Annotated in this window: 19 protein-coding genes and 3 pseudogenes; 10 read left to right on the top strand and 12 right to left on the bottom strand. The window is 72.6% G+C overall.

The genetic code is table 11. From position 1 onward, the window contains the following. Positions 1-121: 121 nt before the first annotated feature. Entirely contained in the window at positions 122-1,189 is a 1,068-nt protein-coding gene (locus ASD48_RS24335) for a nitroreductase family protein (protein WP_057603839.1), read from the bottom strand. 312 nt (positions 1,190-1,501) lie between these two features. Here ASD48_RS24335 and ASD48_RS24330 point away from each other — a divergent pair, with 312 nt between their 5' ends. The 3 genes from ASD48_RS24330 to ASD48_RS24320 all read left to right on the top strand — a co-directional run bounded on the left by ASD48_RS24330 (position 1,502) and on the right by ASD48_RS24320 (position 4,135). After that, on the top strand, positions 1,502-2,320 hold the full coding sequence (locus tag ASD48_RS24330; RefSeq protein ID WP_057603838.1) for a universal stress protein: 819 nt from the start codon (positions 1,502-1,504) through the stop codon (positions 2,318-2,320). Positions 2,321-2,382: 62 nt separating this feature from the next. Then, on the top strand, positions 2,383-3,735 hold the full coding sequence (locus tag ASD48_RS24325) for a nicotinate phosphoribosyltransferase (RefSeq protein WP_057603837.1): 1,353 nt from the start codon (positions 2,383-2,385) through the stop codon (positions 3,733-3,735). 82 nt (positions 3,736-3,817) lie between these two features. After that, on the top strand, positions 3,818-4,135 hold the full coding sequence (locus ASD48_RS24320; RefSeq protein WP_057603836.1) for a DUF1876 domain-containing protein: 318 nt from the start codon (positions 3,818-3,820) through the stop codon (positions 4,133-4,135). Positions 4,136-4,228: 93 nt separating this feature from the next. Here ASD48_RS24320 and ASD48_RS24315 read toward each other — a convergent pair whose 3' ends face one another. Together ASD48_RS24315 and ASD48_RS24310 are read right to left on the bottom strand one after the other, a co-directional pair. Then, positions 4,229-4,927, bottom strand: coding sequence for a CBS domain-containing protein (locus ASD48_RS24315; RefSeq protein ID WP_057603835.1), 699 nt, complete (start codon positions 4,925-4,927; stop codon positions 4,229-4,231). Positions 4,928-5,327: 400 nt separating this feature from the next. Then, the gene (locus tag ASD48_RS24310) at positions 5,328-5,930 is read right to left on the bottom strand and encodes a hypothetical protein (protein ID WP_057603834.1); all 603 of its coding nucleotides are present in this window, start codon (positions 5,928-5,930) and stop codon (positions 5,328-5,330) included. A 439-nt stretch (positions 5,931-6,369) separates the two neighbouring features. Here ASD48_RS24310 and ASD48_RS24305 point away from each other — a divergent pair, with 439 nt between their 5' ends. Together ASD48_RS24305 and ASD48_RS24300 are read left to right on the top strand one after the other, a co-directional pair. Further along, complete coding sequence (locus ASD48_RS24305; protein ID WP_057603833.1) at positions 6,370-7,239, top strand: universal stress protein; 870 nt, start codon at positions 6,370-6,372, stop codon at positions 7,237-7,239. Then, positions 7,232-8,755, top strand: coding sequence for an AAA family ATPase (locus ASD48_RS24300; protein WP_242432719.1), 1,524 nt, complete (start codon positions 7,232-7,234; stop codon positions 8,753-8,755). The genes ASD48_RS24305 and ASD48_RS24300 overlap by 8 nt, the downstream gene beginning before the upstream one ends. 224 nt (positions 8,756-8,979) lie before the next feature. Here the strand turns inward: ASD48_RS24300 and ASD48_RS24295 are convergent, their stop codons facing one another. From ASD48_RS24295 to ASD48_RS24275, 5 genes are all read right to left on the bottom strand, one after another. After that, on the bottom strand, positions 8,980-9,636 hold the full coding sequence (locus ASD48_RS24295; protein ID WP_057603831.1) for a TrkA family potassium uptake protein: 657 nt from the start codon (positions 9,634-9,636) through the stop codon (positions 8,980-8,982). Further along, the gene (locus tag ASD48_RS24290; protein ID WP_057603830.1) at positions 9,633-10,292 is read right to left on the bottom strand and encodes a TrkA family potassium uptake protein; all 660 of its coding nucleotides are present in this window, start codon (positions 10,290-10,292) and stop codon (positions 9,633-9,635) included. Before ASD48_RS24290 ends, ASD48_RS24295 begins: the two co-directional genes overlap by 4 nt. After that, positions 10,289-13,108: a cation-transporting P-type ATPase gene (locus ASD48_RS24285; protein WP_348983228.1), complete on the bottom strand. Its 2,820-nt coding sequence runs from the start codon at positions 13,106-13,108 to the stop codon at positions 10,289-10,291. Before ASD48_RS24285 ends, ASD48_RS24290 begins: the two co-directional genes overlap by 4 nt. Positions 13,109-13,326: 218 nt before the next feature. Beyond that, a complete protein-coding gene (locus tag ASD48_RS24280) occupies positions 13,327-14,199 on the bottom strand; it encodes a universal stress protein (RefSeq protein ID WP_057603829.1) in 873 nt (290 codons plus the stop codon). Positions 14,200-14,418: 219 nt separating this feature from the next. Continuing rightward, on the bottom strand, positions 14,419-14,724 hold the full coding sequence (locus ASD48_RS24275; RefSeq protein ID WP_057603828.1) for a hypothetical protein: 306 nt from the start codon (positions 14,722-14,724) through the stop codon (positions 14,419-14,421). 353 nt (positions 14,725-15,077) lie between these two features. Between ASD48_RS24275 and ASD48_RS24270 the strand changes: the two genes are divergently transcribed. Then, on the top strand, positions 15,078-16,103 hold the full coding sequence (locus ASD48_RS24270) for a 6-phosphofructokinase (protein WP_057603827.1): 1,026 nt from the start codon (positions 15,078-15,080) through the stop codon (positions 16,101-16,103). A 42-nt stretch (positions 16,104-16,145) separates the two neighbouring features. Here the strand turns inward: ASD48_RS24270 and ASD48_RS24265 are convergent, their stop codons facing one another. Beyond that, complete coding sequence (locus tag ASD48_RS24265) at positions 16,146-17,036, bottom strand: universal stress protein (protein ID WP_057603826.1); 891 nt, start codon at positions 17,034-17,036, stop codon at positions 16,146-16,148. 502 nt (positions 17,037-17,538) lie between these two features. Here ASD48_RS24265 and ASD48_RS42355 point away from each other — a divergent pair. Next, positions 17,539-17,721, top strand: a pseudogene (locus tag ASD48_RS42355) (IS701 family transposase); the annotation flags it as partial. Positions 17,722-17,748: 27 nt separating this feature from the next. On the opposite strand, the gene ASD48_RS44850 reads toward ASD48_RS42355, so the two are convergent. After that, the gene (locus tag ASD48_RS44850; protein ID WP_057603825.1) at positions 17,749-18,222 is read right to left on the bottom strand and encodes a hypothetical protein; all 474 of its coding nucleotides are present in this window, start codon (positions 18,220-18,222) and stop codon (positions 17,749-17,751) included. After that, on the bottom strand, positions 18,212-18,682 hold the full coding sequence (locus ASD48_RS24255; RefSeq protein WP_057603824.1) for a hypothetical protein: 471 nt from the start codon (positions 18,680-18,682) through the stop codon (positions 18,212-18,214). Before ASD48_RS24255 ends, ASD48_RS44850 begins: the two co-directional genes overlap by 11 nt. Before the next feature lie 158 nt (positions 18,683-18,840). Between ASD48_RS24255 and ASD48_RS24250 the strand changes: the two genes are divergently transcribed. After that, complete coding sequence (locus ASD48_RS24250; protein ID WP_057603823.1) at positions 18,841-19,416, top strand: sigma-70 family RNA polymerase sigma factor; 576 nt, start codon at positions 18,841-18,843, stop codon at positions 19,414-19,416. Between the two features lie 5 nt (positions 19,417-19,421). Further along, positions 19,422-20,081 (top strand): hypothetical protein, encoded by a 660-nt coding sequence (locus ASD48_RS24245; protein WP_063887502.1) that lies wholly within the window; start codon positions 19,422-19,424, stop codon positions 20,079-20,081. Between the two features lie 160 nt (positions 20,082-20,241). On the opposite strand, the pseudogene ASD48_RS43615 reads toward ASD48_RS24245, so the two are convergent. Continuing rightward, a pseudogene (locus ASD48_RS43615) lies at positions 20,242-20,388 on the bottom strand (IS701 family transposase); the annotation flags it as partial. On the opposite strand from ASD48_RS43615, the pseudogene ASD48_RS45500 reads away from it, so the two are divergent. Then, a pseudogene (locus tag ASD48_RS45500) lies at positions 20,368-20,568 on the top strand (CBS domain-containing protein); the annotation flags it as partial. The pseudogenes ASD48_RS43615 and ASD48_RS45500 overlap by 21 nt on opposite strands. Positions 20,569-20,703 lie beyond the last annotated feature (135 nt).

Raw genomic sequence — 20,703 nt, 5'->3', positions numbered from 1 at the left:
CGCAGGGAGGGAGGCCGTGGGCTCCGGCCGGACAGCGCGGTCAATGCGGATCACGGGCAAAGGGAGTTGGGGTGGCCCTCGTCCGGTTGACGCTGGTACCGGGCCGACAGGCGGAGAGGGCTCACGCGATGTCGAGCACCTCGTCCACGGGGCGGCGCGGTGTGCCGGGGCCCGTGGGGCCGTATCCGAGCCGGAGCACCATCTGGACGAACCCCATCGCCGACTGCGGGTCGCGCACGGCCCACCGGAGTTCGGGCCATTCGAGGGCCTGGGAGGTGAGTGACGTGGCCAGCCCGTCGAGGGTGGCCTGGAGCAGGACGCGTTCCATCGCCTGGCCCGCCATCAGCCAGTCCCTGGGCCTGTCGCTCACGGTGCCCAGAATGGCGAGCTGAGGCGCGTTCTCGAACGCGGCGACCTCTCGGCCGGAATCCATGTCCCTGCCGGCGAAGTCACGCACGGGCGCCCCGCCGTAGACCTTGCGCGGGCCGAACGCGTACTCCGGCACGCCGTCGTTCGCCGCTTGCGCCGCCTCCGCGCCCACCCGGGTCCAGCGCTGCAGCTCCTCGGACGCCGCGGGGTCCAGCGCGTCACGGCCCTCGGCGTCGTGCACCAGGTCCAGCAGCGTGTGCACATGCCATGCGTCGGGGAAGAGCAGGCGCACTCCTTCCAGGAGAGCGGCGGCACTCAGGGCGTCCTTGATGGCCTGGGGTATCGCCTCGTCGGTGAACGGCCGGCGGCTGGTGTGGCGGCGGCGGATCACCGGATACAGCGGGGCGAGATCCTCCTCGACGCCGTCCCCGATCTCGATCCCGTCCCCGTTCCCGATCCCGGCTCCATTCCCGGTTCTGTTCGCGTTGCCGTTTCCGATGAGAGCCGGGCCGGTCAGCCGCACCTCCGCGAGCAGGCGCGGGTCGGTGGGGTCGGGCAGCAGTTCGGTGGCCGCGGCCCAGCCCTCGTGGGCGAGGGCGACACGCAGGTTGAACAGGGCGGCGGCGCAACCCAGATGAAGACCGCGGGTGGTGGGGTCGGCCCGTGGCATGGCGCGCTCGAGATCCGAGTACACCTGGAACGCGCTCTCTCCCCGCAGGAACCGGAATCTCCACGGCTGCGCGTTGTGCATGGACGGAGCCGCCGTGGCGTCTTCGACCAAGGCTGTCACGGCCGCCGTCTCGAGTGCGTGTACGGACACCGGACCTGTCTCCCTTCAGGGCCGACCGGCCTCTCACGGAAGGGCGATTCCCGTCTCCTCCACTATTCCACGGCGGCCCCGGGCGCGTGCGGTGACGGCCGCGACGGCCGACGAAGCGTTCCGCGCGGACGTTCCGGGCGGATCGCTCGCCCGCGTAGCTCTTCGGAGAGGGCCGGCGGACCCACGGCGAGGGCCGCTGCCGTGGCGACCGCCCCCGTCTCGTACCAAGCTGGAGGGAAGGTGAGCGTCGGCGTCGGCCCGCAGGCGACGCTCACGCGGGGGCCGGATCCCCAACGACGGAGGTGGGCGGCGGTGACGCTTCCCCTGGTGGTCGGCATCGACGGGTCCGAGGCGAGCCTGGAGGCGGTGGACTGGGCTGCAGACGAGTCGCTCCGGCACGAAGTGCCCCTCCACCTCGTGCACGCGGCCGTGTCGGGCCACGAAGCACCCGGCCTGGTCGCCGTCGCCTCGGAGCGGGCCAGGCGCGGCGCACCGGCCGTCCGTCTGTCCGACGAGGTCGTGCACGAGGAAGCGGCGGCCGCCCTGGTGGGGAAGGGACGAAATGCCTTCGCGCTCGTCCTAGGTTCCAGAGGCCTCGGCGATCTCGCCGGGCTGCTCCTGGGCTCGGTCAGCCTGGCCGTGGCCGCCCACGCGGGCTGCCCGGTGGTCGTCGTGCGCGGCGGGCCGGAGCACCGTGAGGGCCGGTTCGGCAGAGTCGTCGTCGGCGTCGAGGACGGGGAGGGCAGCGACACGGCTCTGCAGTTCGCCTTCCGCGAGGCCCACCTGCGGCAGTGCCGACTGGTCGCGGTGCACGCCTGGACCGCGCCGGTCGGGAACCCCGGACCGCCCGCCCTGTCCGGCTACGCGCTCCAGGCCGAGCGGCGACCCCCGGCCGAGGTGCTCGCCGACAAGCTGGCCGGGCCCGCCGAACGGTATCGGGATGTCGCGGTGAGCAGCGAGGTGACCGAGGGTTCGGCACGGCACGCGCTCCTCGACGAGGCGTCCCGGGCGGATGTGCTCGTGGTCGGAGCGCGTCGACGCCATGGGTACGTCGGACTTCAACTGGGGCTGGTCAACCATGCGGTGCTGCATCACGCGCCGTGTCCGGTAGTGGTCGTGCCTCGGCTGTGACCGGACGCGAGGTGCCCGGTGGGACGCGGAGCGTCCCGCCGCCGACCGAGAGGGTGTCCACCATGTCGGAGGCGACGACCACCGACCTGTACGAGGTCACGATGGCGCTCTCCTATCTGCGGGAGGGTATGACCGCGCCCGCGACGTTCAGTCTGTTCGTCCGGGACATGCCGCCCGACCGGGGCTTCCTGGTGGCGGCGGGGCTGGAGTCGTCACTGGACTTCCTGTCCGGCTTCCGCATCGGCTCCGAGGACGTCCAGGCCTACGCCTCGGCGCTGCACCGGCCCGCGGGTGATCTGGAATCCCTGCGGGGCATGGAGTTCACCGGCCGGGTGCGAGCGGTGCCGGAAGGCCGGATCGTCCTCGCCGGAGAACCGCTGCTGGAGGTGACCGCCCCGCTGCCGGAGGCGCAGCTGGTGGAGACCTACGTGCTCAACCAGGTCAACCACCAGACGACGATCGCCTCGAAGGCGGTGCGCTGCGTGCTGGCCGCGCCGCGACACCCCGTCGTGGACTTCTCCCTTCGGCGTACCCACGGCACTCAGGCCGGGTTCCAGGCCGCGAGGCTGAGCGCGATGGTCGGCTTCGCCGGGACGAGCAACGTCGCCGCCGCCGTCGCCGAAGGACTGCCGGCCGTCGGCACGATGGCCCACTCGTTCATCGAGGCGTTCGCCACGGAGGAGGAGGCGTTCCGGGCCTTCGCCCGGGCCCACCCGGGTCCGCTGACCTTCCTGGTGGACACCTACGACACCGAGCAGGGTGTCCGCGTCGCGGCCCGGGTCCTGCGCGACCTAGGCCGCGGGCCCGGGTCGGCCGTCCGGCTGGACAGCGGCGACCTGGGAGCCCTCGCGATCCGGGCGCGGACCCTGCTCGACGCGGCGGGCCTGCCGGACGTGCGGATCGTCGCCAGCGGCGGTCTCGACGAATACGCCGTGGACGAGCTGGTCCGCTCCGGAGCACCCATCGACGTCTACGCCGTCGGAACCCGCGTGGGGGTGTCGGCCGACGCCCCGTTCCTGGACTCCGCCTACAAACTAGTCGAGTACGAGGGGCGGCCGGTGATGAAGCTCTCCTCGGCGAAGGTGACGTCACCGGGGCAGAAGCAGGTCTTCCGCCGCCCGGGACGCGCCGACGTGATCGGCCTGCGGGACGAGCGGCCCCCTGAGGCAGGAGTGCCGCTCCTGGACACGGTGATGCGCGGCGGCCGACGCACCGCTGAGCGGCCCGCCCTGGCGACGAGCGCGGAGAGACTCCGCGCGGATCTGGCCTGGCTGCCTTCCGAGGCCCGCCGGATCCGCGCCCCCGTCGCGCCGCGGGCGGCGACCTCCGAGCAACTGGCCGCCCTTGCCGCGGAGGTCCGACACCGTATCGACGAGTCGGTCCTGGCCTCTCTCCGCGGCCATGCCGAGCCATGACCGGAACACCCCAGGACCCGTGGATTCTCGGCCCCCGGGCCCCTGGAGCCCGACGATCCGTATCGATGTGAGGAGCAGAACGATGCCGCATACCGAGGAGTGGAAGGTCCGGCTCTACCTCTTCGAGGAAGAGGACAGGACCAAGGCCCGCGTGGTGCTGGACACCGGCACCAAGCAGCTCACCGGCCACGGAGCCGCACACCGCAACCCCGTCGACCCGGACGTACCGGAGATCGGGGACGAGCTGGCGGCGGGACGCGCCCTGTACGACCTCGGTCGGCAGCTCGTGGAAGTGGCCGACCGCGACCTCGAAAGAATGAACTCGCCGGAGAACGGACGCAGAGCCGGTCCCTCGTCCGACCGGACCGTGCCGACGCCGGAGCACATGCGGCGAGGATGACGCGGAGGGACCGTCGCCGGTGAGCCGTGAGCCGTGAGCCGTGAGCCGTGAGCCGTGAGCCGTGCGCCGTGAGCCGGTCAGCGGGTCAGTCGGTCAGCCGGCCAGTCCGGCGCGGCGGGACGCGGCCTCCGGCGTCGTGGAGGTGTCGTCGACCCGGTGGTGCAGTTCGGCCGAGACATCGACCACGCCGTCCACGCCCTGGCACAGGCGGACGACGACTGGGACGACCGACTTGCGCTCGACGGTGCCCTTCAGTGAAACCCGCCCACCGACAACCCGTACGTCGATCGCGTCGGGCGCGATCCCGAGGGTGCGCAGCAGGACCGCGCCGGAGATCTCCTCGCGGATGGCGCTGTCGCCGCGCAGGAAGACGCGGAGCAGGTCGGCCCTGCTGATCACGCCTACGAGCCGGTCGGCTTCGTCGACCACCGGCAGCCGTTTGACATGGTGCCGCTCCATGGTCTGGGCGGCCTCCACCGCCGTCCACTGCGGCCTCGCGGTGATGGCCGGGCTGTTCATCAGTCCCTCGGCGGTCGTGGCCGCCGCCTTCGCGTGGGCGGCGGGCCCGGCGTGCAGGACCGGCAGCAGGCCCGCCGGATCCAGTTGCGCGGCCTCCTTGCGCAACAGGTCCGCTTCGGAGACCACGCCCACCGGGCGTTCGTCGTCGTCCACGACCGGTACGGCGGTGATGTCGCGCTCGGCGAGCAGCTTGGCGATCTCCTTGAAGCCGGTGTCCCGGTTCACCCGCGCGACCGAAGTGGTCATGAGGTCGCTCACCATCCGGTGCCACATGGCTCCCGCCTCCTCCTCATGTCGGGGTACGTGCCTTCTTCCACCCTCCGTCCTGCGCACCCGAGGGCGCATGGGCCGGCCGGTCCCCACCGGGGCGGGCCGGGTGGGCCGGACGGCTCCGTGGCCCCGGGCCCTCGTCCACCGCCCGGTCGACCACCGGCAGACCGGAGTCCGATCCGTCGACGCCCGCGACCGGCGGAGGTTCCATGGGGGCCACAGCCTTCCCGTGCCTTCGCCTGCAGGCCCCCTGCGAACACCTCTCGTCGCACCGTCCGCGCGCCGCCGCGATCCACGGGCCGACGCCCGGAGCGAAGGCGGATGCCCGGACCGATGGCCGTCGGACGGACCGAGGGCTGTCGGACGGACCGAAAGCTTTGGGACGGGTCACGGTGGCCATCCGTCACCGGCGGAAGCGCGCGGACCACCGCGGTTCCACCAGGTCCCACTCGGCGTCCCACTGCGCGTACCTTCTCCGGTCCAGGACCAGGCGCAGGCCCGACCACGCCGCGGCGGAGCCGGCCGCCACGCCGAACGCCGCCATCCCACCCACCATCCAGCCGCTGGTCGTCGCGTTGAGCGCGCTCACCGGCGGAGCGGTGACGGTTCCGTCCCGTGTCACCCACACGCGCAAGGTGGCGCCCTCGGGAGTTCCCGGCTTCGCGAGCGCGGCTCCCGTCCGCACGACACCGTCGGCCTCCGTCCAGCGGACCTGCACCGGTCGCTTCGCCCACTCGTCGTCGCGCTCGACACCCGTCGTCAGTCGCGCGGTGACCTGGTGCCGTTCAGCCGCCTGGGCGCGCACCGTGCGCATCGACGCCTCGTACGCCGTCACTCCCGCGCCCACCGCGGCGGCCGGCAGCCCGAGGACGAGGACGAGCATCAGGAGGCGGCGGAACCAGCACTCCAACCTGTCGGACCCACGTCTCAAGGAGTCCGCGCCCCCGGGCCGATCGCCGCGCCCGGACGGCGGTCCGGACGCGTACGGCGAACCCTGTGCGCTCATGAGTCGGCCTCCCGCAACTCGCCGGCCGTCCCCCCACCACCGGCTCCCACCGTCGAACGGCAGCGGGCTCGGGGAACAGGGCCGAAAGTCCCTGTCGGACCCGGATTTCGGCCCAGTCCGTCTCCGGGGGGGGCGCGGTCATGCCGGTCGGCCCGGAGACACCGTCACCGCACCTGTCTCCTCCTGTCGCTCCTCCTGTCACGCCACATGTCGCTCCTCTCGTCGCGGATGCCGCGTGCCCGGCCGTCCGCGCCATGGCTCCACATGCGCCGGAGAGGGGATTGGGGTACTCCTCGAAGGAGAGGAACACCGCGCTCGGCATGTCGGCGACGTCCGAAGCCTGCACGCCACCGGAGTCGTTTCAGCCTGCACGCCATCGGACTCGCTTCACCGTCATCCACCGTCGTATCCAGCTTCGAACGAGACGGAGGCCGCCGCCATGCAACCAGTCGTCACCGTGGGTCTCGACGGTTCACCCGAGAGTCTTGCCGCCGCCCGCTGGGCCGCCGAGGAGGCCGAGAAGCGCAAGCTCACGCTGCGTCTGCTGCACGCGTGGCCCCTGCTGGCGCCGGAGCCCGCGCACGCCGCCTCCGAGGTCGATCAGAACTACTGGGCGAAGCGTCTCGTGCACACCGCACGGGCAGAACTCCAGGCACGTCACCCGGGCCTGACCGTGGTCGGGAGCCTGGTGGCCGACGACGCCCAGAACGCCCTGCTCCAGGCGGCGGCGGAGTCCGAGATGATCGTGCTCGGCTCACGGGGGCTGGAGTCCGTCGAGAGCTACTTCATGGGCGACGTCAGCATGCCGGTCGTGGCCCGTGCGGAGCGGCCGGTGGTACTGGTCCGCGCCGAATTCCCCGGTGAGGGAGCACGTCCCGAACTCGCGAACCGCGTGGTCGTGGCCCTGAAACTGCACGCGCCCTCCGACGACCTGCTCGACTTCGCGTTCCACAGCGCCGCGGCCAGGGAGCTTCCACTGGTCGCCGTGCACGGCCGCAGCGTGCCGCTCCACGCGCGCGTGCCCTGGGGAGTGGACCACGCCGTCACCGAGGAGATGAAGCGGGACGCGCACAACGAGCTGGGCAAGGCGCTGCGTCCCTGGCGCGAGAAGTACCCCCAGGTGGACGTGGCCGACAGCATCCGTCTCGCGAGCCCTGCGAAGGCCGTCGTGGAGGCCGCCGAAGGCGCCGCGCTGCTGGTCGTCGGCCGACGGGCGCACCGGCACGGCGTGGCACCCCACCTGGGTCCGATCGCCCACGCCGCCCTCCACCACGGGCGCTGCCCCGTCGCCGTCGTCCCTCATGGCTGAGCCCGGTCCCCAGGGACCGGAGCCGCCGCGCGCGCAGGTGTGCGAGACCCACACGGCGATCGTGTTCTTCGCCGGGGGCCGCGCCTACAAGGTCAAGAAGCCTGTGGACCTCGGCTTCCTGGACTACACCGCGCGGGCGGCGCGTCGGCACGCGTGCGAACGCGAGATCGCGCTCAACCGCCGTTTCGCGCCCGACGTCTATCTGGGCCTGGGCGAGTTCAGCGGCCCGGACGACGAAGGCCCCGAGCCCCTCGTGGTGATGCGCCGCATGCCCGCGGACCGACGTCTGTCCCGGCTGGTACGGGAAGGGGCCGTCCTGGACGACGTCCTGCGGTCCGTCGCCCGGCAGCTCGCCGCCTGGCACGCGGAAGCGCCCCGCGGCCCGGAGGTGGACGCCGAGGGCACGCGAGACGCCCTGTCGTCGCGCTGGGAGGCAAGCTTCGCGCAGGTCCACGCCATGGCCGACGACGGCTCCGTGCCCGAGGGGACGACGGAGACGGAGCAACTGGTGCGCCGCTACCTCGCGGGCCGCGACCGATTGTTCGCGTCCCGTATCGAGCAGGGACGGGTGGTCGACGGCCACGGAGACCTCCTCACCGAGGACGTCTTCTGCCTCGACGACGGGCCCCGCGTCCTGGACTGCCTGGAGTTCGACGACCGGCTGCGCTACGTGGACGGCCTGGACGACGCCGCCTTCCTCGCCATGGATCTGGAGCAGCTCGGCGCCCCGGAGGCCGCCGCCTACTTCCTCACTCGGTACGGCGAATACTCCGGCGACCCCGCTCCCGCGTCGCTGCGGCACCACTACGTCGCCTACCGCGCGTTCGTCCGTGCCAAGGTCTCCCTGATCCAGGCCGGCCAGGGCGCGCCGGGCGCGGCCGCGGCGTCACGCAGGCTGGTCTCGACGACGCTGCGCCACCTGCGTACCTCCGCCGTCCGGCTGACCGTCGTCGGCGGGCTGCCGGGCAGCGGGAAGTCCACCCTCTCCGGTGCGCTGGCCGATCGGCTGGGGGTCACGCTGCTCAGCAGCGACCGTGTCCGCAAGGAACTGGCGGGCCTCCCCGCGGAGCGGTCCGCGGCGGCCGGCTACGGCGAGGGCCTGTACACACCCGAGTGGACGGCCAGAACCTACGCCGCCCTCCTCGACCGGGCGGCCGCGCTGCTGTCCGCCGGTGAGTCGGTCGTCCTCGACGCCACATGGTCGGACGCGGCCCAGCGTGACGCGGCACTGCGCGTGGCCGAAGCCACCAGCGCCGACCTGGTGGCCCTCCACTGCAGCGTTCCGGACGAGGTTTCAGCGGCTCGCCTGAACACACGCGTCCCCGGCGGCCCGTCCGACGCCGACCTCGACATCGCAGCCGCCATGGCGGCCAGGGAACCCTCGTGGCCCGAAGCCGTCGCCGTCGACACCAGTGGCCCGCTGGAGTCCGCGGTCGCCCGGGCGCTGGCAGCCGTCCGCCCCTGGGGCACCGGCCAGGCCCCGGTCTTCCGCCGCCCCTACATGGAGCCGGACTGAGCCGGACCGAGGGCAGTCGCACGCCGCCGCCGCGGTCCGTGTCCTCGCCGAGTGGGCCGCCGGGGTCAGCCGGCCGATCGGTCCCTGGACCGGGGAACGGGTGGGCCCGCAGTGCGCGCCGGCCGGGGCACCGACGCACCGCCCCCGTTTCTCCGGACCTCGCCCTGGAGCAGGCCGAGCACGAGGACGGCGTACGGGGCGCCGGTCGGCCGGTCGGCGAGCGGTCACTGGAACGCGGCGTGGATCTCCTGCTCGGTCGCGGTGTGCGACACGAGCAGGATCTCGTCGCCGGGCCGGAGCCGGAGCGACGGATCCGGGACGGTCGGCTGTCCGTCGCGGACGATGGTGGCGACGACCGTCCCTTCGGGCAGTTCCACATCCCCCAGGGTGCGTCCCGCCGACCGGGAGCCCGGTGTGATGGCGGTTTCGATGACGTCGACACCGGCCTTGCTGAGCCGCAGCAGGGCGACCGTGTCGGTGGCCCCGGTGGCCTCCTCGATGAGGGAGATCAGCGGGGTGGCGGCGGGCACGGCGACATCGACGCCCCAGCGCCCGTCGAACAGCCAGGCGTTGTCGGCGTCGTTGATCCGGGCGGCCACACGGGGCACCGAGAACTGCCGTTTGGAGAGCAGGCTGATGACGAGGTTGTCCTCGTCGTCCCCCGTGGTGGCGATGACGAGATCGGCGCTCAGGGCTCCCGCGTGTTCCAGGAGGGAGGGCTCACAGGCGTCCCCGGCGACGATCCGCACCGGCACGCGCCCCTCCAGGGCGGCGACGCGGTCGTCGTCGGCGTCGATCAGCGTCACCTCGTTGTGGGCGGCGGCGAGGACCTGGGCGATCTGGGTGCCGAGCCGCCCCGCTCCGGCGACGATCACGTTCATGTCCCCAACTCCTTGTCGAGAAAGCCACGCAGCCTGCCGAGAGCGGTCGCGGCGACGGCGAACGTGACCAGGTCGCCCGCCCGCGCCGACGTGCCGTGCGCGGGGATCAGTGAGCGGCCCGCGCGGGTGACCTCGACGACCCGGATCTCGCCGTCGACCTCGAACCCGCTCAGCGGCCGACCGGTCAGATAGGCCGGCAGCTCGGAGCGGTAGAGGAGGGTCTCGCCGTTGCCGAAGCTGATCTCGGGGGAGAGGTGGCGGTGCAGCAGCATCTGGTGGATCTGGTGGACCGTCCAGCGGACGCTGGCGATGGTGGGGATGCCGAGTTCGCGGTAGATGTCCGCGCGTCGGGGGTCGTAGATGCGGGCCAGGACCCTCGGCACCCGGTAGGTCTCCTTCGCCGTGCGCGCGCTGACGATGTTGCTGTTGTCCCCGGAGGTGACGGCGACGAAGGCGTCCGCGTGCTCGATACCGGCGCCTTCGAGCACGGCGCGGCTGTAGCCGTTGCCCGCGTGGAAGCTGATGCGGGGGCTGTCGGGCAGCCGGCGGGCCGCTTTCGGGCTCCGGTCGACGACCCGCACGTCGTGTCCTTCGGCGGCGAGCAGCCCGGCGAGGGTGGTGCCCACCCGTCCGCAGCCGACGACGATCACTTTCACTGTCGCGCTCCCTTCCGGTGGCCGGCGCGGCGGCGCAGCCATCCCTTGCGGACCTCGTCGGCGATCAGGGGCAGGGTCCCGAGCCCGGTCAGCAGCGCCCAGTCGGCGGCGTCGAGCGCGGCGGTGCCGAAGACGTCCTGGAGCAGTGGGACATAGCTGATCGCGGCCATGAGGGCGATGCCGAAGGCGCCCGCCATCAGCAGGGCCGGATTGGACAGCAGCCCCACCTTCAGGATGCTCTGCCGTTCGGTGCGCACCGCGAGCGCGTTGAAGAACTGGCTGAGCACGATCCCGGCCTGGACCATGGTGATCGCCTCCCGGTAGACGGGCGTGTCCTTGGTGAAGTCGTCGAAGGGGATCCCCGAGGACCCGATGTGCCAGAAGAAGACGGCGGTGACGCACAGCGCCTGGATGCCGCCGAGGAACAGGATCCGTCCCACCACCCCGGCGGAGAACAGCCGTTCCCGGCGGGCGCGCGGCGGACGCTCCATCACGTCGGGCTCGGGCGGCTCGGCGCCCAGTGCCAGAGCGGGCAGTACGTCGGAGCCCAGGTCGATAGCCAGGATCTGCACCGCGCTGATGGGCACCAGCGGGAACCCGGCGAAGGTCGCCGCCAGAATCGGGACCAGCTCTCCGATGTTGTGGCTGAAGAGGTAGACGAGGAACTTGCGGATGTTCTGGTAGACCGCCCGGCCGAGCCGCACGGCCACGGCGATCGACGCGAACGAGTCGTCCAGGAGCACCATCGAGGCCGCCTCCCGGGCCACGTCGGTGCCCGACGCACCCATCGCCACCCCGATGTCGGCATGCTTGAGGGCGGGAGCGTCGTTCGCGCCGTCCCCGGTGACCGCCACCACCTCGCCGCGCCGCTGGAAGGCGGTGACGACACGCATCTTGTGCTCCGGGCTGACCCGGCACAGCAGCAGCTCGGACGCTTCGGCGAGCAGCGCGTCGAGCGACTTCTCGTCCATCGTGTCCAGCCGGGCGCCCGTCACCACGACGGGATCCGGCCCCCGTACGATCCCCACCCGCCGCGCGACGGCCTCCCCGGTGAGCGGGTGGTCGCCGGTGACCATGACGATACGGATTCCGGCCCCGCGGCAGGCGGCGACCGCGTCGGCGACCTCCGGACGCGGCGGGTCCAGCATCCCGACCAGCCCGAGGAACGTGAGGCCGGACTCGGCCTCGTCCTGCGCGGGGCGGGGCCGGTCGAGATCCCGCCCCGCGATGGCCAGCACCCGCAGCGCCTGCGAGGCCAGCGCGTCGCCCGCCGCGAGTGCCGTGGCCCGTTCCCGCTCGGTCAGCGGGCCTCGGTGCCCCTCCCACTCGCGGTCGGTGCAGAGCGCCAGCACTTCCGCGGGCGCTCCCTTCACACACGCCCGGTAGCCCGCGCCGTCCCTGTGCACCGTGGTCATCAGCTTGCGGTCCGAGTCGAAGGGGAACTCGGTCACGCGAGGAGCCGCCGCCTCCTCGGCGCCCGGGTCGAGACCGGCCTTGACCGCGACGACGAGCAGCGCGCCCTCCGTCGTGTCGCCGAGCACCCGCCACCGCTGGGCGTCCTGAGACGGCACGAGCCGGGCGTCGCAGCACAGGGCCGCCACCCGCAACAGCTCGCGCACCGGAGCCGCGTCGGCGACCTCTCCGCCCGGGGCGTAACCCACACCGGTCACCGCGTGTGCCGCACCCCCGGCCCACACCCGGGTGACGGTCATCTCGGCCTGTGTGAGCGTTCCGGTCTTGTCGGTGCACACCACCGTGGTCGACCCGAGTGCCTCCACCGCCAGCAGCTGCTTGATCAGAGCGCGGCGGCGCGCCATCCGGCGTACCCCGATCGCCAGGGACACCGAGAGGGTGGCGGGCAGCCCTTCCGGCACCATCGCCACCATCACCCCCAGCGCGAACACGAACGCGGGCAGCAGGGACTCCCCGGTGGGCAGCCGTACGGCGAACATCAGGGCGCCGATCGCCAGGGCCGCAGCCGCCACCCGCCGGGCCATGGAGGCCACCTGGTGCTGGAGCGGGGTCTTCTGCTGCGGGGCGGCCGCGGCCAACCGGAAGATCCGCCCGAACTCGGTCGTCGCACCGGTGGCGAAGACCACACCCCGTCCGGACCCGGCGACGACGTCCGTTCCCATGAACACGCAGTTGCGCGCTTCCAGCGCGGGCCCGGCCGGCACCGGATCGGCCGTACCGCTCACGGGGTCGCTCTCACCGGTCAACGGAGCGTTGTTCACCCTCAGCTCGTGCGCCTCGACCACCCGGCAGTCCGCCGGCACGGCGTCCCCGGCCTCCAGCACCACCACGTCGCCCGGCACCAGGTCCCGGGCGGGCACCTCCAGCCGCCGGCCGTCGCGCAGCACCCGGCAGGTGTGGGGCACCATCGCCTCCAGCGCCTGAGCCGTGCGCTCGGCCGAGTACTCCTGCGCGAATCCGATGGCGGCGTTCAGCACCACGACGCCGAGGATCGCCACCGCGAGCTGAAGAGTGCCCGCATCACGCGGCTCCTGCAGCCCGTAGGCCAGGAAGGTGATCAACGAAGCGACGAGCAGCACGACCGCGAAGAGGTCCGTGAACTGCGCCCCCAGCCGCCGCCACACGGGGCGGCCCACCGTCCGCGGCATCTCGTTGGGCCCGTACCGCTCAAGCTCCGCCCGTGCCCGGTTGGCAGCCAGGCCGCGCCGTGAGGTGTTCAGGGCGGTGAAGACATCACCGGCGGCGAGTTCCCGCAGCGGGGGAAGCGGACCGGAACCGGGCGTGGCGTCGACCGTCGCGTCCGTCTCTCCGCCCGGTACCAGCGGGCCCGCACCGGGGCGCATCATCCGGACCCGTACGGCGCCGAGGGCCCCGGTCCCGGCGGAACCGGCCGGACCGCGCGGAGGGCCTTGCGAGAGGCTTCCATCACGGACTCCAGTGAGTTCGGCTGCGGTCCCGCCGTGGGCGCCGCCCCGCGGGACGGCGGCGTTCCCTCATCGTGGGACGGGACGGTCCGCCCAGCCAGGGCCGTACGGGGCAGGGAGCCGGGTCGTGCGGCGCCTCACACCGGGACCGTGATGACCGGGCAGCGGGCGTGGTGCAGCACTCCCTGGCTCACCGACCCCAGGAGCATGCCCGTGAAACCGCCCCGCCCGCGGGTTCCCACGACGAGGCCCAGCGCGTGTTCCGAGGCTTCCGTCAGGACCCGCACCGGGTGGCCGTGGACGATTTCGGGGTGCAGCTCCACTTCCGGGTACCTCGCGGTCCGGCCCGCGACCGTCTCGGACAGCACCCGGCGGCACTCCTGCACAGCGGCGTCCTCGTTCAGGACGCCGAGGAGCGGCCGATGCCACACGTGCAGGGCCTTGACGCCGGCCCCGTGCAGGGCAGCCTCCTCGAAGGCCACGTCCACCGCCGCGGCGGAGTGCGGGCTGCCGTCGACGCCCACGACGACATACGCGGGCTCCTGGGTGAGGTGCTCCGGCTCCGGAACGACGACGACCGGGCAGGGGGAGTGGGCGGTGAGCGGGAGCGGAACGGAGGCGGAGCCGAACAGTTCGCGCCGGGTGCTCAGATGCCGGGAACCGACCACGACCAGGGAGGCGTTCCGCGCCTCCTCGCTCAGCACCCACGCCGGCTCCCCCTCGGCCAGCAACGTGGACACCTCCACCGTCGGCCGCCGGGACGCGACGAAGGCGGCCGCCTCCTTGAGTACCTCGGTACCCGCCACGTGCAGGGTCCGGTTCCACTCCTCCCAGGACGGTCGTACCTCACCCGTGCGGTATCCGGCCGTCGGCACACCCTGGGCGTGGACGAGCCGCACCGGCAGGCCACGGCGCTCCGCCTCGTCGGCGGCCCAGGCGAGGGCCAGCCGCATCGAAGGATCGGGATCGACGCCCACGACGATCGGCTCACGCCCGTCCGCACCGCTCATGGCGCCTCCAGGAGACTCCGGTGCCACCCGTCGGTTGGCTGTCCTCCCAGCGTGACCCCGGCCGTCCGGAGCCGCCACGGCACGACTTCGCGCGGTGGCCCCGGCCGTTGTCGGAGTGGACGGGACCGCCGTCGAGCCGGCTCGACGCCGTGACGGCGAGCAGCCTGTTCCCGGGCGGCGGTCCGAAGGGGGAGAGGCGGTCCGCCCCATCCGTCCAGATCACGCCATGTAGGCCGGTCGGCCGACCCGTTCGTACCGCGGAACGGTCGCGCCGCCGCCGGCCCGCACTGCCTCCACCACCGCCTGGTGCAGCTGCCTGCTGTCCTGTTCGGACGGGCAGGGCACCGGGCTTCCGGCGAGGGCGTACCAATGCGAGGTGCCGGTGTACCGCATCACCACCTCGGCCTGCGCGCCGTCCCATATCGTGCGCAGGGTCAGGTTGCCGGTCATCACCCCGCCCTCGCCCGTGCGGGCACCGCCCCGCCCGGCGAACACATCCGGTGTGGTCCATATCGCTCTGGCCATGACGTCGTCCCTTCGCCTCTGATCGCGAGCGGATCCTCCGGCGGCGCCCGTCCGACCGGTACTTCCGTCGCACGAGGCCGACCGAGGGCCGTCGGCCGCGGTTTTCCCGTGATGTCCCGCAGGCCCTTACCTCGAGCATGCGCCTCGGTCCGACTCGTGCACTGGGCCGATCGGGCACTCATGTGGTCCAGGTGGGCCATGTGGCCCCCGGGCCGGTTCCTGCGCCCGCCGAGTGGCCACCGAGGTCGGAATGGAGGGACGCTGGAGGGGCGCTCATCCGTGCTCCCCGACAGCGGTTTCGATCGCCGGGAGGGCTGCCACCAGGTCGGGTGCCCAGCTGATGGGAGGAAGCCATGAGGGTCGGATTGCTGACCGGCGGCGGTGACTGTCCCGGCCTCAACGCCGTGATCCGCAGCGTCGTCCGCAAAGGGGTACAGGAGTACGCCTTCGACTTCGTCGGTCTGCGAGACGGCTGGCTCGGAGCGCTCCAGGACAAGGTCGTACCGCTCGACATCCCCAGCGTGCGCGGCATCCTCCCCCGCGGGGGAACCATCCTCGGCTCCTCCCGCACCAACCCGTTCAAGCACGAGGACGGCCTGCGGCGGGTGCGGGACACCCTTGCCGCGCACCATGTGGACGCGCTCGTCGTGATCGGCGGCGAGGACACGCTCGGGGTGGCCACCGAACTGAGCCGTCAGGGGGTCGATCTGGTCGGTGTGCCGAAGACCATCGACAACGACGTCTCCGGCACCGACTACACCTTCGGGTTCGACACCGCCGTCGGCATCGTGACCGAGGCCATCGACCGCCTCCACACCACTGCCGAGTCGCACATGCGCACCCTGGTGGTGGAGGTGATGGGCCGGCATTCCGGGTGGATCGCGCTGCACGGCGGTGTCGCGGGCGGGGCCAACGTGATCCTCGTCCCGGAGCGGCCGTTCGACATCGACCAGGTCTGCGAGCAGGTGAAGAGCCGCTTCGAGACCAATTACGCGCCGATCGTCGTGGTGGCCGAGGGCGCCGTCCCCCGAGAGGGACAGCTGGTGGTCAAGGACCGGATGCTGGACGAGTTCGGCCATGTCCGCCTGTCCGGCATCGGCGAATGGCTGGCCCGGGAGATCTCGGAACGTACGGGCACGGACGCCCGCACCACGGTCCTGGGGCACGTCCAGCGCGGCGGTACCCCGAGTGCCTTCGACCGGTGGCTGGCCACGCGCTTCGGACTGCACGCCATCGACGCGGTCAGGGAAGGCGACTTCGGCGTGATGGTGGCCCTTCGGGGCACGGAGATCGTCCGGGTCCCTCTGTCCGAGGCCACGCAGAAGACCAAGGGGGTCGACCCGTCCCTGTACGACGAGTTCGAGGTGTTCTTCGGCTGACGCCCGGACGCGCGCCGCCCGGTCGTCCGACGTGGTCCGCCATCAGTCGACGTGCGGCACGACCGCCACCGGGCAGCGGGCGTGGTGCAGCACGCCGTGGGCGACGAACCCCAGTCTGCCGTCCACCGCCTGCGGATCGGTACGGCGGCCGACGACGAGCAGCTGAGCCCCGCGGGAAGCGTTCAGCAGTGCTTCCGCGGGGTGGAGCAGCACCACATCGGGACGGATCGTCACCCGCGGATACTTCTCCCGCCACGCACGCAGGGCGTCCGACAGCTGCGCGACCTCCTGGTCCTCCCAGGTGGCACGGTCCTCCTCGGTCACCGCCGGCGTCCGGGGAGACACGGACTCGGCGGGCAGGGCCCAGGCCATGACCACCCGCAGACCCGCGCCGCGTGCCTCGGCGGCGGAGAACGCGAAGTCCGCCGTCTCGCTGACCGGGTGATGCGCGTCGAAACCCACCACCACCTGGGTGGCGTCGCGTGCCGCGGGTATCCCGTCCCCGAAGGCCCCGGCGGGCTGTCGGGGTACCAGGACGACGGGGCACGGGGCGGCCATGGCCATCCGCAGCGCTACCGAGCCGACCGCGAGAGCGTCGAAGCCGCCCGTGCCCCGCGTGCCGACCACGAGGAGCCCGGCGGTCCGCGCGGCGGCCAGGAGCGCGGTGGCCGGGGGGTCGTCGCTCTGTTCACCTCGCATCTCCAGGTGTGGGTGGCGGTCGCCGAGGTCGGCGACCGCCCGCGCGAGCATCTGCTCACCCAGGTGACGCAGCCTGTCCGCCGCCGGGGGCGGCACGGCGTTGCCCGGCAGCGGTGGGGAGGCGTGGACCAGATGCAGCGGAACGCCACGGAGCGCGGCCTCTCGCGCTGCCCAGTCGGCCGCCGCCGAACTGTGTGCCGACCCGTCGATACCCACCACCATCGGGTGATTCATCGTGTTCTCCTCCGCCCGGCGTGGACCGCCGCAGGCACGGCTCGGACCATGCGTTCCTCCACTGTTCCAGGACACCACGGCGGCGGCGTCCCCACCGGGTGCGGACGGCGGCGGCGTCCCACCGGGTGCGCAGGCGCCGTTCCGGTTCGGGCGCAGGCTCGTACGGCCGTGGGAGCTGACGCCGACGCGCGCCGGACGCGGGGGTGCCGGGGAGTGATCGATGGGGTGATGCGATCGAACTCGATCAGGAAGGGCGCGTGGAGTCGATCAAAAACAGTGCACGGGTTGATCTGAAACAGTGCCAGAGCCGATACGAACGGCGCGTCGGGCACCGCCTTCCGCAGCCCCGGGTCTACCGGAGGACTTGGCCGCCAAGGCGGCTGCCGTGTGCTCGTTCGGTGATGTCGCCGGCTGCGCCGGGTGTCGAGAGACCGGAGTCGGCGAGCTAGTACTGCAACGGTGCTTGCCGTGGCTGCAGGCCGGCTCGTTCGTCGGTGTGGTCATGGGTCGGGACCTTGCTGAAGCCAGGTTGCGGGCCGGAGAGCTCGACGTGCTGCATGAGCGGTTCGTGCACCGGTTCAACACCGAGGAGCCGTGTCAGTCGGCGCTCGCGTGCATGCGGGGGCTCGTTGGGCCGCTGGAGCGGAGGAACGGCTGGACGCTGGCGGTGGTCGCTGGCGCCGCGGCCCGCGCGGTCGCCTGTTCGGCCCGGTCACCGCTCCCTCGTCCCTCCAGCGTGCGTCCGGTGTCGAGGGTGCGGCACGTAGTGGTGCTCGCGGGGGCGGGGGCGGGGGCGGGGGTGGCTGCGGGCGGCCGTCGCAAGAAGGGCCAGGACGACAGCTCCCGCCGCCTCGACGCACAGGGCCGGTCGGACCAGCTCCGCGTCGATCGACTCGACGAAGGCGAACAGCCCCCTGGTGAGGCTGAGCACCAGGGCGCCCAGCGTGCCGGCCGTGAAGAGGGCCGTGACCGCGGCTACCGGGGCGAGTCCGCGCACGGGGGTGACCAGCAGCGCTGCGGCGAGCATGATGCCGGCGACGCCGTTGAACAGGAAGAGCGGGCCGATGGGGACGAGATCCCGATAGCCCTCGGCCCACAGGCGCAGATGGATCGCGGCCATCGCCGCCGTCAGACCCGCGCCGGCCAGGCGCAGGACGAGCGTCGCGGCCGTTCGCTCAGTAGCCATGGCCCGTGGAGGTGTTGTTGTCGGTCGGTGTCGGGGCTCCGCCGACCGTGAGGGTCGTCTTCATGCCGAGGTCCTTGTGTCCGTCGATCGGGCAGTACACCTGGTAGGAGCCGGGCTTCAGCGTCACCGCGAGGGTCGTGGACTGTCCGGGCTCCAGCGTCTTGCTGCGGGTTTCGCCGCCGGGGCGGTCGAGCTCCAGGGCGTGTTCGTGATGGCCCGCGTTCTGCGCGGTGAAGGTGTACCGGCCGGGATGGAACTTCTGCGTCGAGAGGTGAATGTGGAAGTCGGTCAGCTTCGCCGTGACCTGGGTTCCCGAGGTCGTGGGCTTCGCCGGGGCCGGGGTCGTGCCGGCCCCGGCGCTGCTGCTGTCGGTGCCGCCTCCGCAGGCGGCGAGCAGGGCGGTCAGGCCGGCGGCGGCCACACCGAGGAGCACGCGGTCGCGGGTGTGCGGGATGGTCATTGGTCGGTCCTCCGGGTCGTCCCCCTGCAAGGGGTACGGCGCGGGCGGGCGAAGGGATTGCGGTCCGCCGCGATCGTGTGGGAGGAGATCGGCGGACCGGGTGGGAGGAGAATGGCAGTCGGTGCAATCCCTTCCGCGCCCCGGAACGTATTCCTGGTATGTGGCGCATGGGCCTTTCCTTCAGGCAGGTGCCCGACGAGGCACTGCTCACCGGCCTGGCGACGGGCGATCCCGAGCTCGCCGTCGCGTTCGTGCGCCGTTTCCAGAGCACGGTCTACGGTGTGGCCCTCGCCGTCCTGGGTGACGCCCAGCTCGCCGAGGACGTCGCCCAGCAGACCTTCGAGCGGGCCTGGCGGCACGCCCAGGTGTACGACTCCCGGCGGGGCTCCGTGCGGTCCTGGCTGACGACCATCGCCCACAACCTGGCGATCGACGCGATACGGGCCCAACGGGCGCGGCCGGTCGCACCAGAGGACCTGGACGCGCTGCTCGGCGTCCTGACCGAGACGCCCGAGCGGCGGGCGCTCGCCGACGACAGCGCGGAGCGGGTCCGGCGGGCGATGGCGGAGCTCCCCCGGGACCAGGCGCGGGCCCTGGTGATGGCCGGGATCTACGGAATGACGGCCGGGGAGGTCGCGGACGCCGAACACATTCCGCTGGGTACGGCGAAGACTCGGATCCGGGCCGGCACGCGTAAGGTGCGCGCCCTCCTCGCGACGCAGGAGACGCGGTGAGCGGCATGGAGTGCGAGCGGCTGCGGGAGCAGGGCGCCGAGCTCGCGCTCGGAGTGCTGCCGGCCCGTGAGCGGGCCGAGGCGGTCGCGCATCTGGACCGTTGCCCGGACTGCTGCGAGCACGTCGAGCGTCTGGCGGCGGTGAGTGACGGTCTGCTCGCCCTGCTGCCCGAGGCCGAGCCGCCGGTCGGTTTCGAGAGCCGGGTCGTACGGGCCCTGGGCGCGGCCCCCACGCCGAAGCCCCGCGGCCGTCGGCTGCGGCTGGCTGCGGCCGCGATGGCCGCCACCCTGGCCTGCGGTTTCGGCGGCTGGGCGGTCGCCACGGTCGTCGAGGGCGCGCCGGCGGCGGTCTCCCAGCGGACGAACGGCGGTCTGCGGGAGGCCGCTCTGACCTCTGCCGGTCATGAGGTGGGCCGCGTCTTCGCTTACACCGGTGGCCAGGGCTGGGTGTACATGGCCGTGGACCTCCCCTCGGCCGGCCGGGGCCCGGTGCGGTGTGTGCTCGTCCACGCCGACGGGTCGACGGTCGCGCTGGGTTCGTTCCCGCTCAAGGACGGTTACGGGTACTGGGGGGCACCGGCTCCGGCCGGTCCGAGCGTGACCGGCGCCCGTCTGGTGGGCCCGGACGGGAGCGTCCTGGCCACGGCGCGCTTTGCGACGAGCTAGTACTGCAACGGTGTCTGTCCTGATTGCTGGGCAGTTCAGGGGCTGTGGCCGCGTCGTTTGTAGTGGCTGGTGGGGGCTTGGTGTTGGCGTCGTCGTCGCCATGTCGACCAATGCGGGATGTGGTCGGCCTGGGTGGGTTGTCGTCGGGTGAGGCGGGTGATCAGTCGTCGTATCTCGGCGAGGCTGAGGTGGATGAGCTGGGAGGATCCGTTTCCGCTTTCTCCGTGTCCAGCTGTCGGGCCCGCAGGACGGTGAGGCAGGCATGGGCGGCCATGGCGAGGGTCATGTGGCGGTGCCAGCCGGGGTAGCCCGGGGTAGCGGCGGCGTGGCCGTCGGACACGACGCGCAGTTCAAGGAGATCGTCCGGACCTTGGGGCAGTGGAGCGTCAGCGCCATTCCGGTCCTCGAGGGCGAAGGGCGCGTGATCGGTGTGGTCTCCGAGGCCGACCTGCTGCCCAAGGAGGAGTTCCGTGACAGCGACCCGAGCCTCTTCGAGCAGGGGGGCGGGAGGCCGGGCGGCGTGCCGCTCTTCGACCGCATGACTCCACCATCGCCGCAAACCCGCGGTACGCAATCCGGGCGGACGCCGCGGTCTCAGGCTGCGGTCTCGGGCCGGGTCCCG

It is taken from the genome of Streptomyces sp. Root1310 (genome assembly GCF_001426425.1).
Lineage (GTDB): Bacteria > Actinomycetota > Actinomycetes > Streptomycetales > Streptomycetaceae > Streptomyces.
Note: the sequence above shows the minus strand (reverse complement) of the source record. Positions and strands in the feature narration are given on the sequence as shown.

What these genes read in the sequence shown, in the direction of transcription:
- ASD48_RS24265 (WP_057603826.1), bottom strand. Translation starts at nt 17,036, where the DNA reads ATGAATCACCCGATGGTGGTGGGTATCGACGGGTCGGCACACAGTTCG.
- ASD48_RS24245 (WP_063887502.1), top strand. Translation starts at nt 19,422, where the DNA reads ATGGAGTGCGAGCGGCTGCGGGAGCAGGGCGCCGAGCTCGCGCTCGGA.
- ASD48_RS24255 (WP_057603824.1), bottom strand. Translation starts at nt 18,682, where the DNA reads ATGACCATCCCGCACACCCGCGACCGCGTGCTCCTCGGTGTGGCCGCC.
- ASD48_RS24325 (WP_057603837.1), top strand. Translation starts at nt 2,383, where the DNA reads ATGTCGGAGGCGACGACCACCGACCTGTACGAGGTCACGATGGCGCTC.
- ASD48_RS24250 (WP_057603823.1), top strand. Translation starts at nt 18,841, where the DNA reads ATGTGGCGCATGGGCCTTTCCTTCAGGCAGGTGCCCGACGAGGCACTG.
- ASD48_RS24275 (WP_057603828.1), bottom strand. Translation starts at nt 14,724, where the DNA reads ATGGCCAGAGCGATATGGACCACACCGGATGTGTTCGCCGGGCGGGGC.
- ASD48_RS24285 (WP_348983228.1), bottom strand. Translation starts at nt 13,108, where the DNA reads ATGCGCCCCGGTGCGGGCCCGCTGGTACCGGGCGGAGAGACGGACGCG.
- ASD48_RS24305 (WP_057603833.1), top strand. Translation starts at nt 6,370, where the DNA reads ATGCAACCAGTCGTCACCGTGGGTCTCGACGGTTCACCCGAGAGTCTT.
- ASD48_RS24295 (WP_057603831.1), bottom strand. Translation starts at nt 9,636, where the DNA reads ATGAACGTGATCGTCGCCGGAGCGGGGCGGCTCGGCACCCAGATCGCC.
- ASD48_RS24280 (WP_057603829.1), bottom strand. Translation starts at nt 14,199, where the DNA reads ATGAGCGGTGCGGACGGGCGTGAGCCGATCGTCGTGGGCGTCGATCCC.
- ASD48_RS24300 (WP_242432719.1), top strand. Translation starts at nt 7,232, where the DNA reads ATGGCTGAGCCCGGTCCCCAGGGACCGGAGCCGCCGCGCGCGCAGGTG.
- ASD48_RS44850 (WP_057603825.1), bottom strand. Translation starts at nt 18,222, where the DNA reads ATGGCTACTGAGCGAACGGCCGCGACGCTCGTCCTGCGCCTGGCCGGC.
- ASD48_RS24270 (WP_057603827.1), top strand. Translation starts at nt 15,078, where the DNA reads ATGAGGGTCGGATTGCTGACCGGCGGCGGTGACTGTCCCGGCCTCAAC.
- ASD48_RS24310 (WP_057603834.1), bottom strand. Translation starts at nt 5,930, where the DNA reads ATGAGCGCACAGGGTTCGCCGTACGCGTCCGGACCGCCGTCCGGGCGC.
- ASD48_RS24315 (WP_057603835.1), bottom strand. Translation starts at nt 4,927, where the DNA reads ATGTGGCACCGGATGGTGAGCGACCTCATGACCACTTCGGTCGCGCGG.
- ASD48_RS24320 (WP_057603836.1), top strand. Translation starts at nt 3,818, where the DNA reads ATGCCGCATACCGAGGAGTGGAAGGTCCGGCTCTACCTCTTCGAGGAA.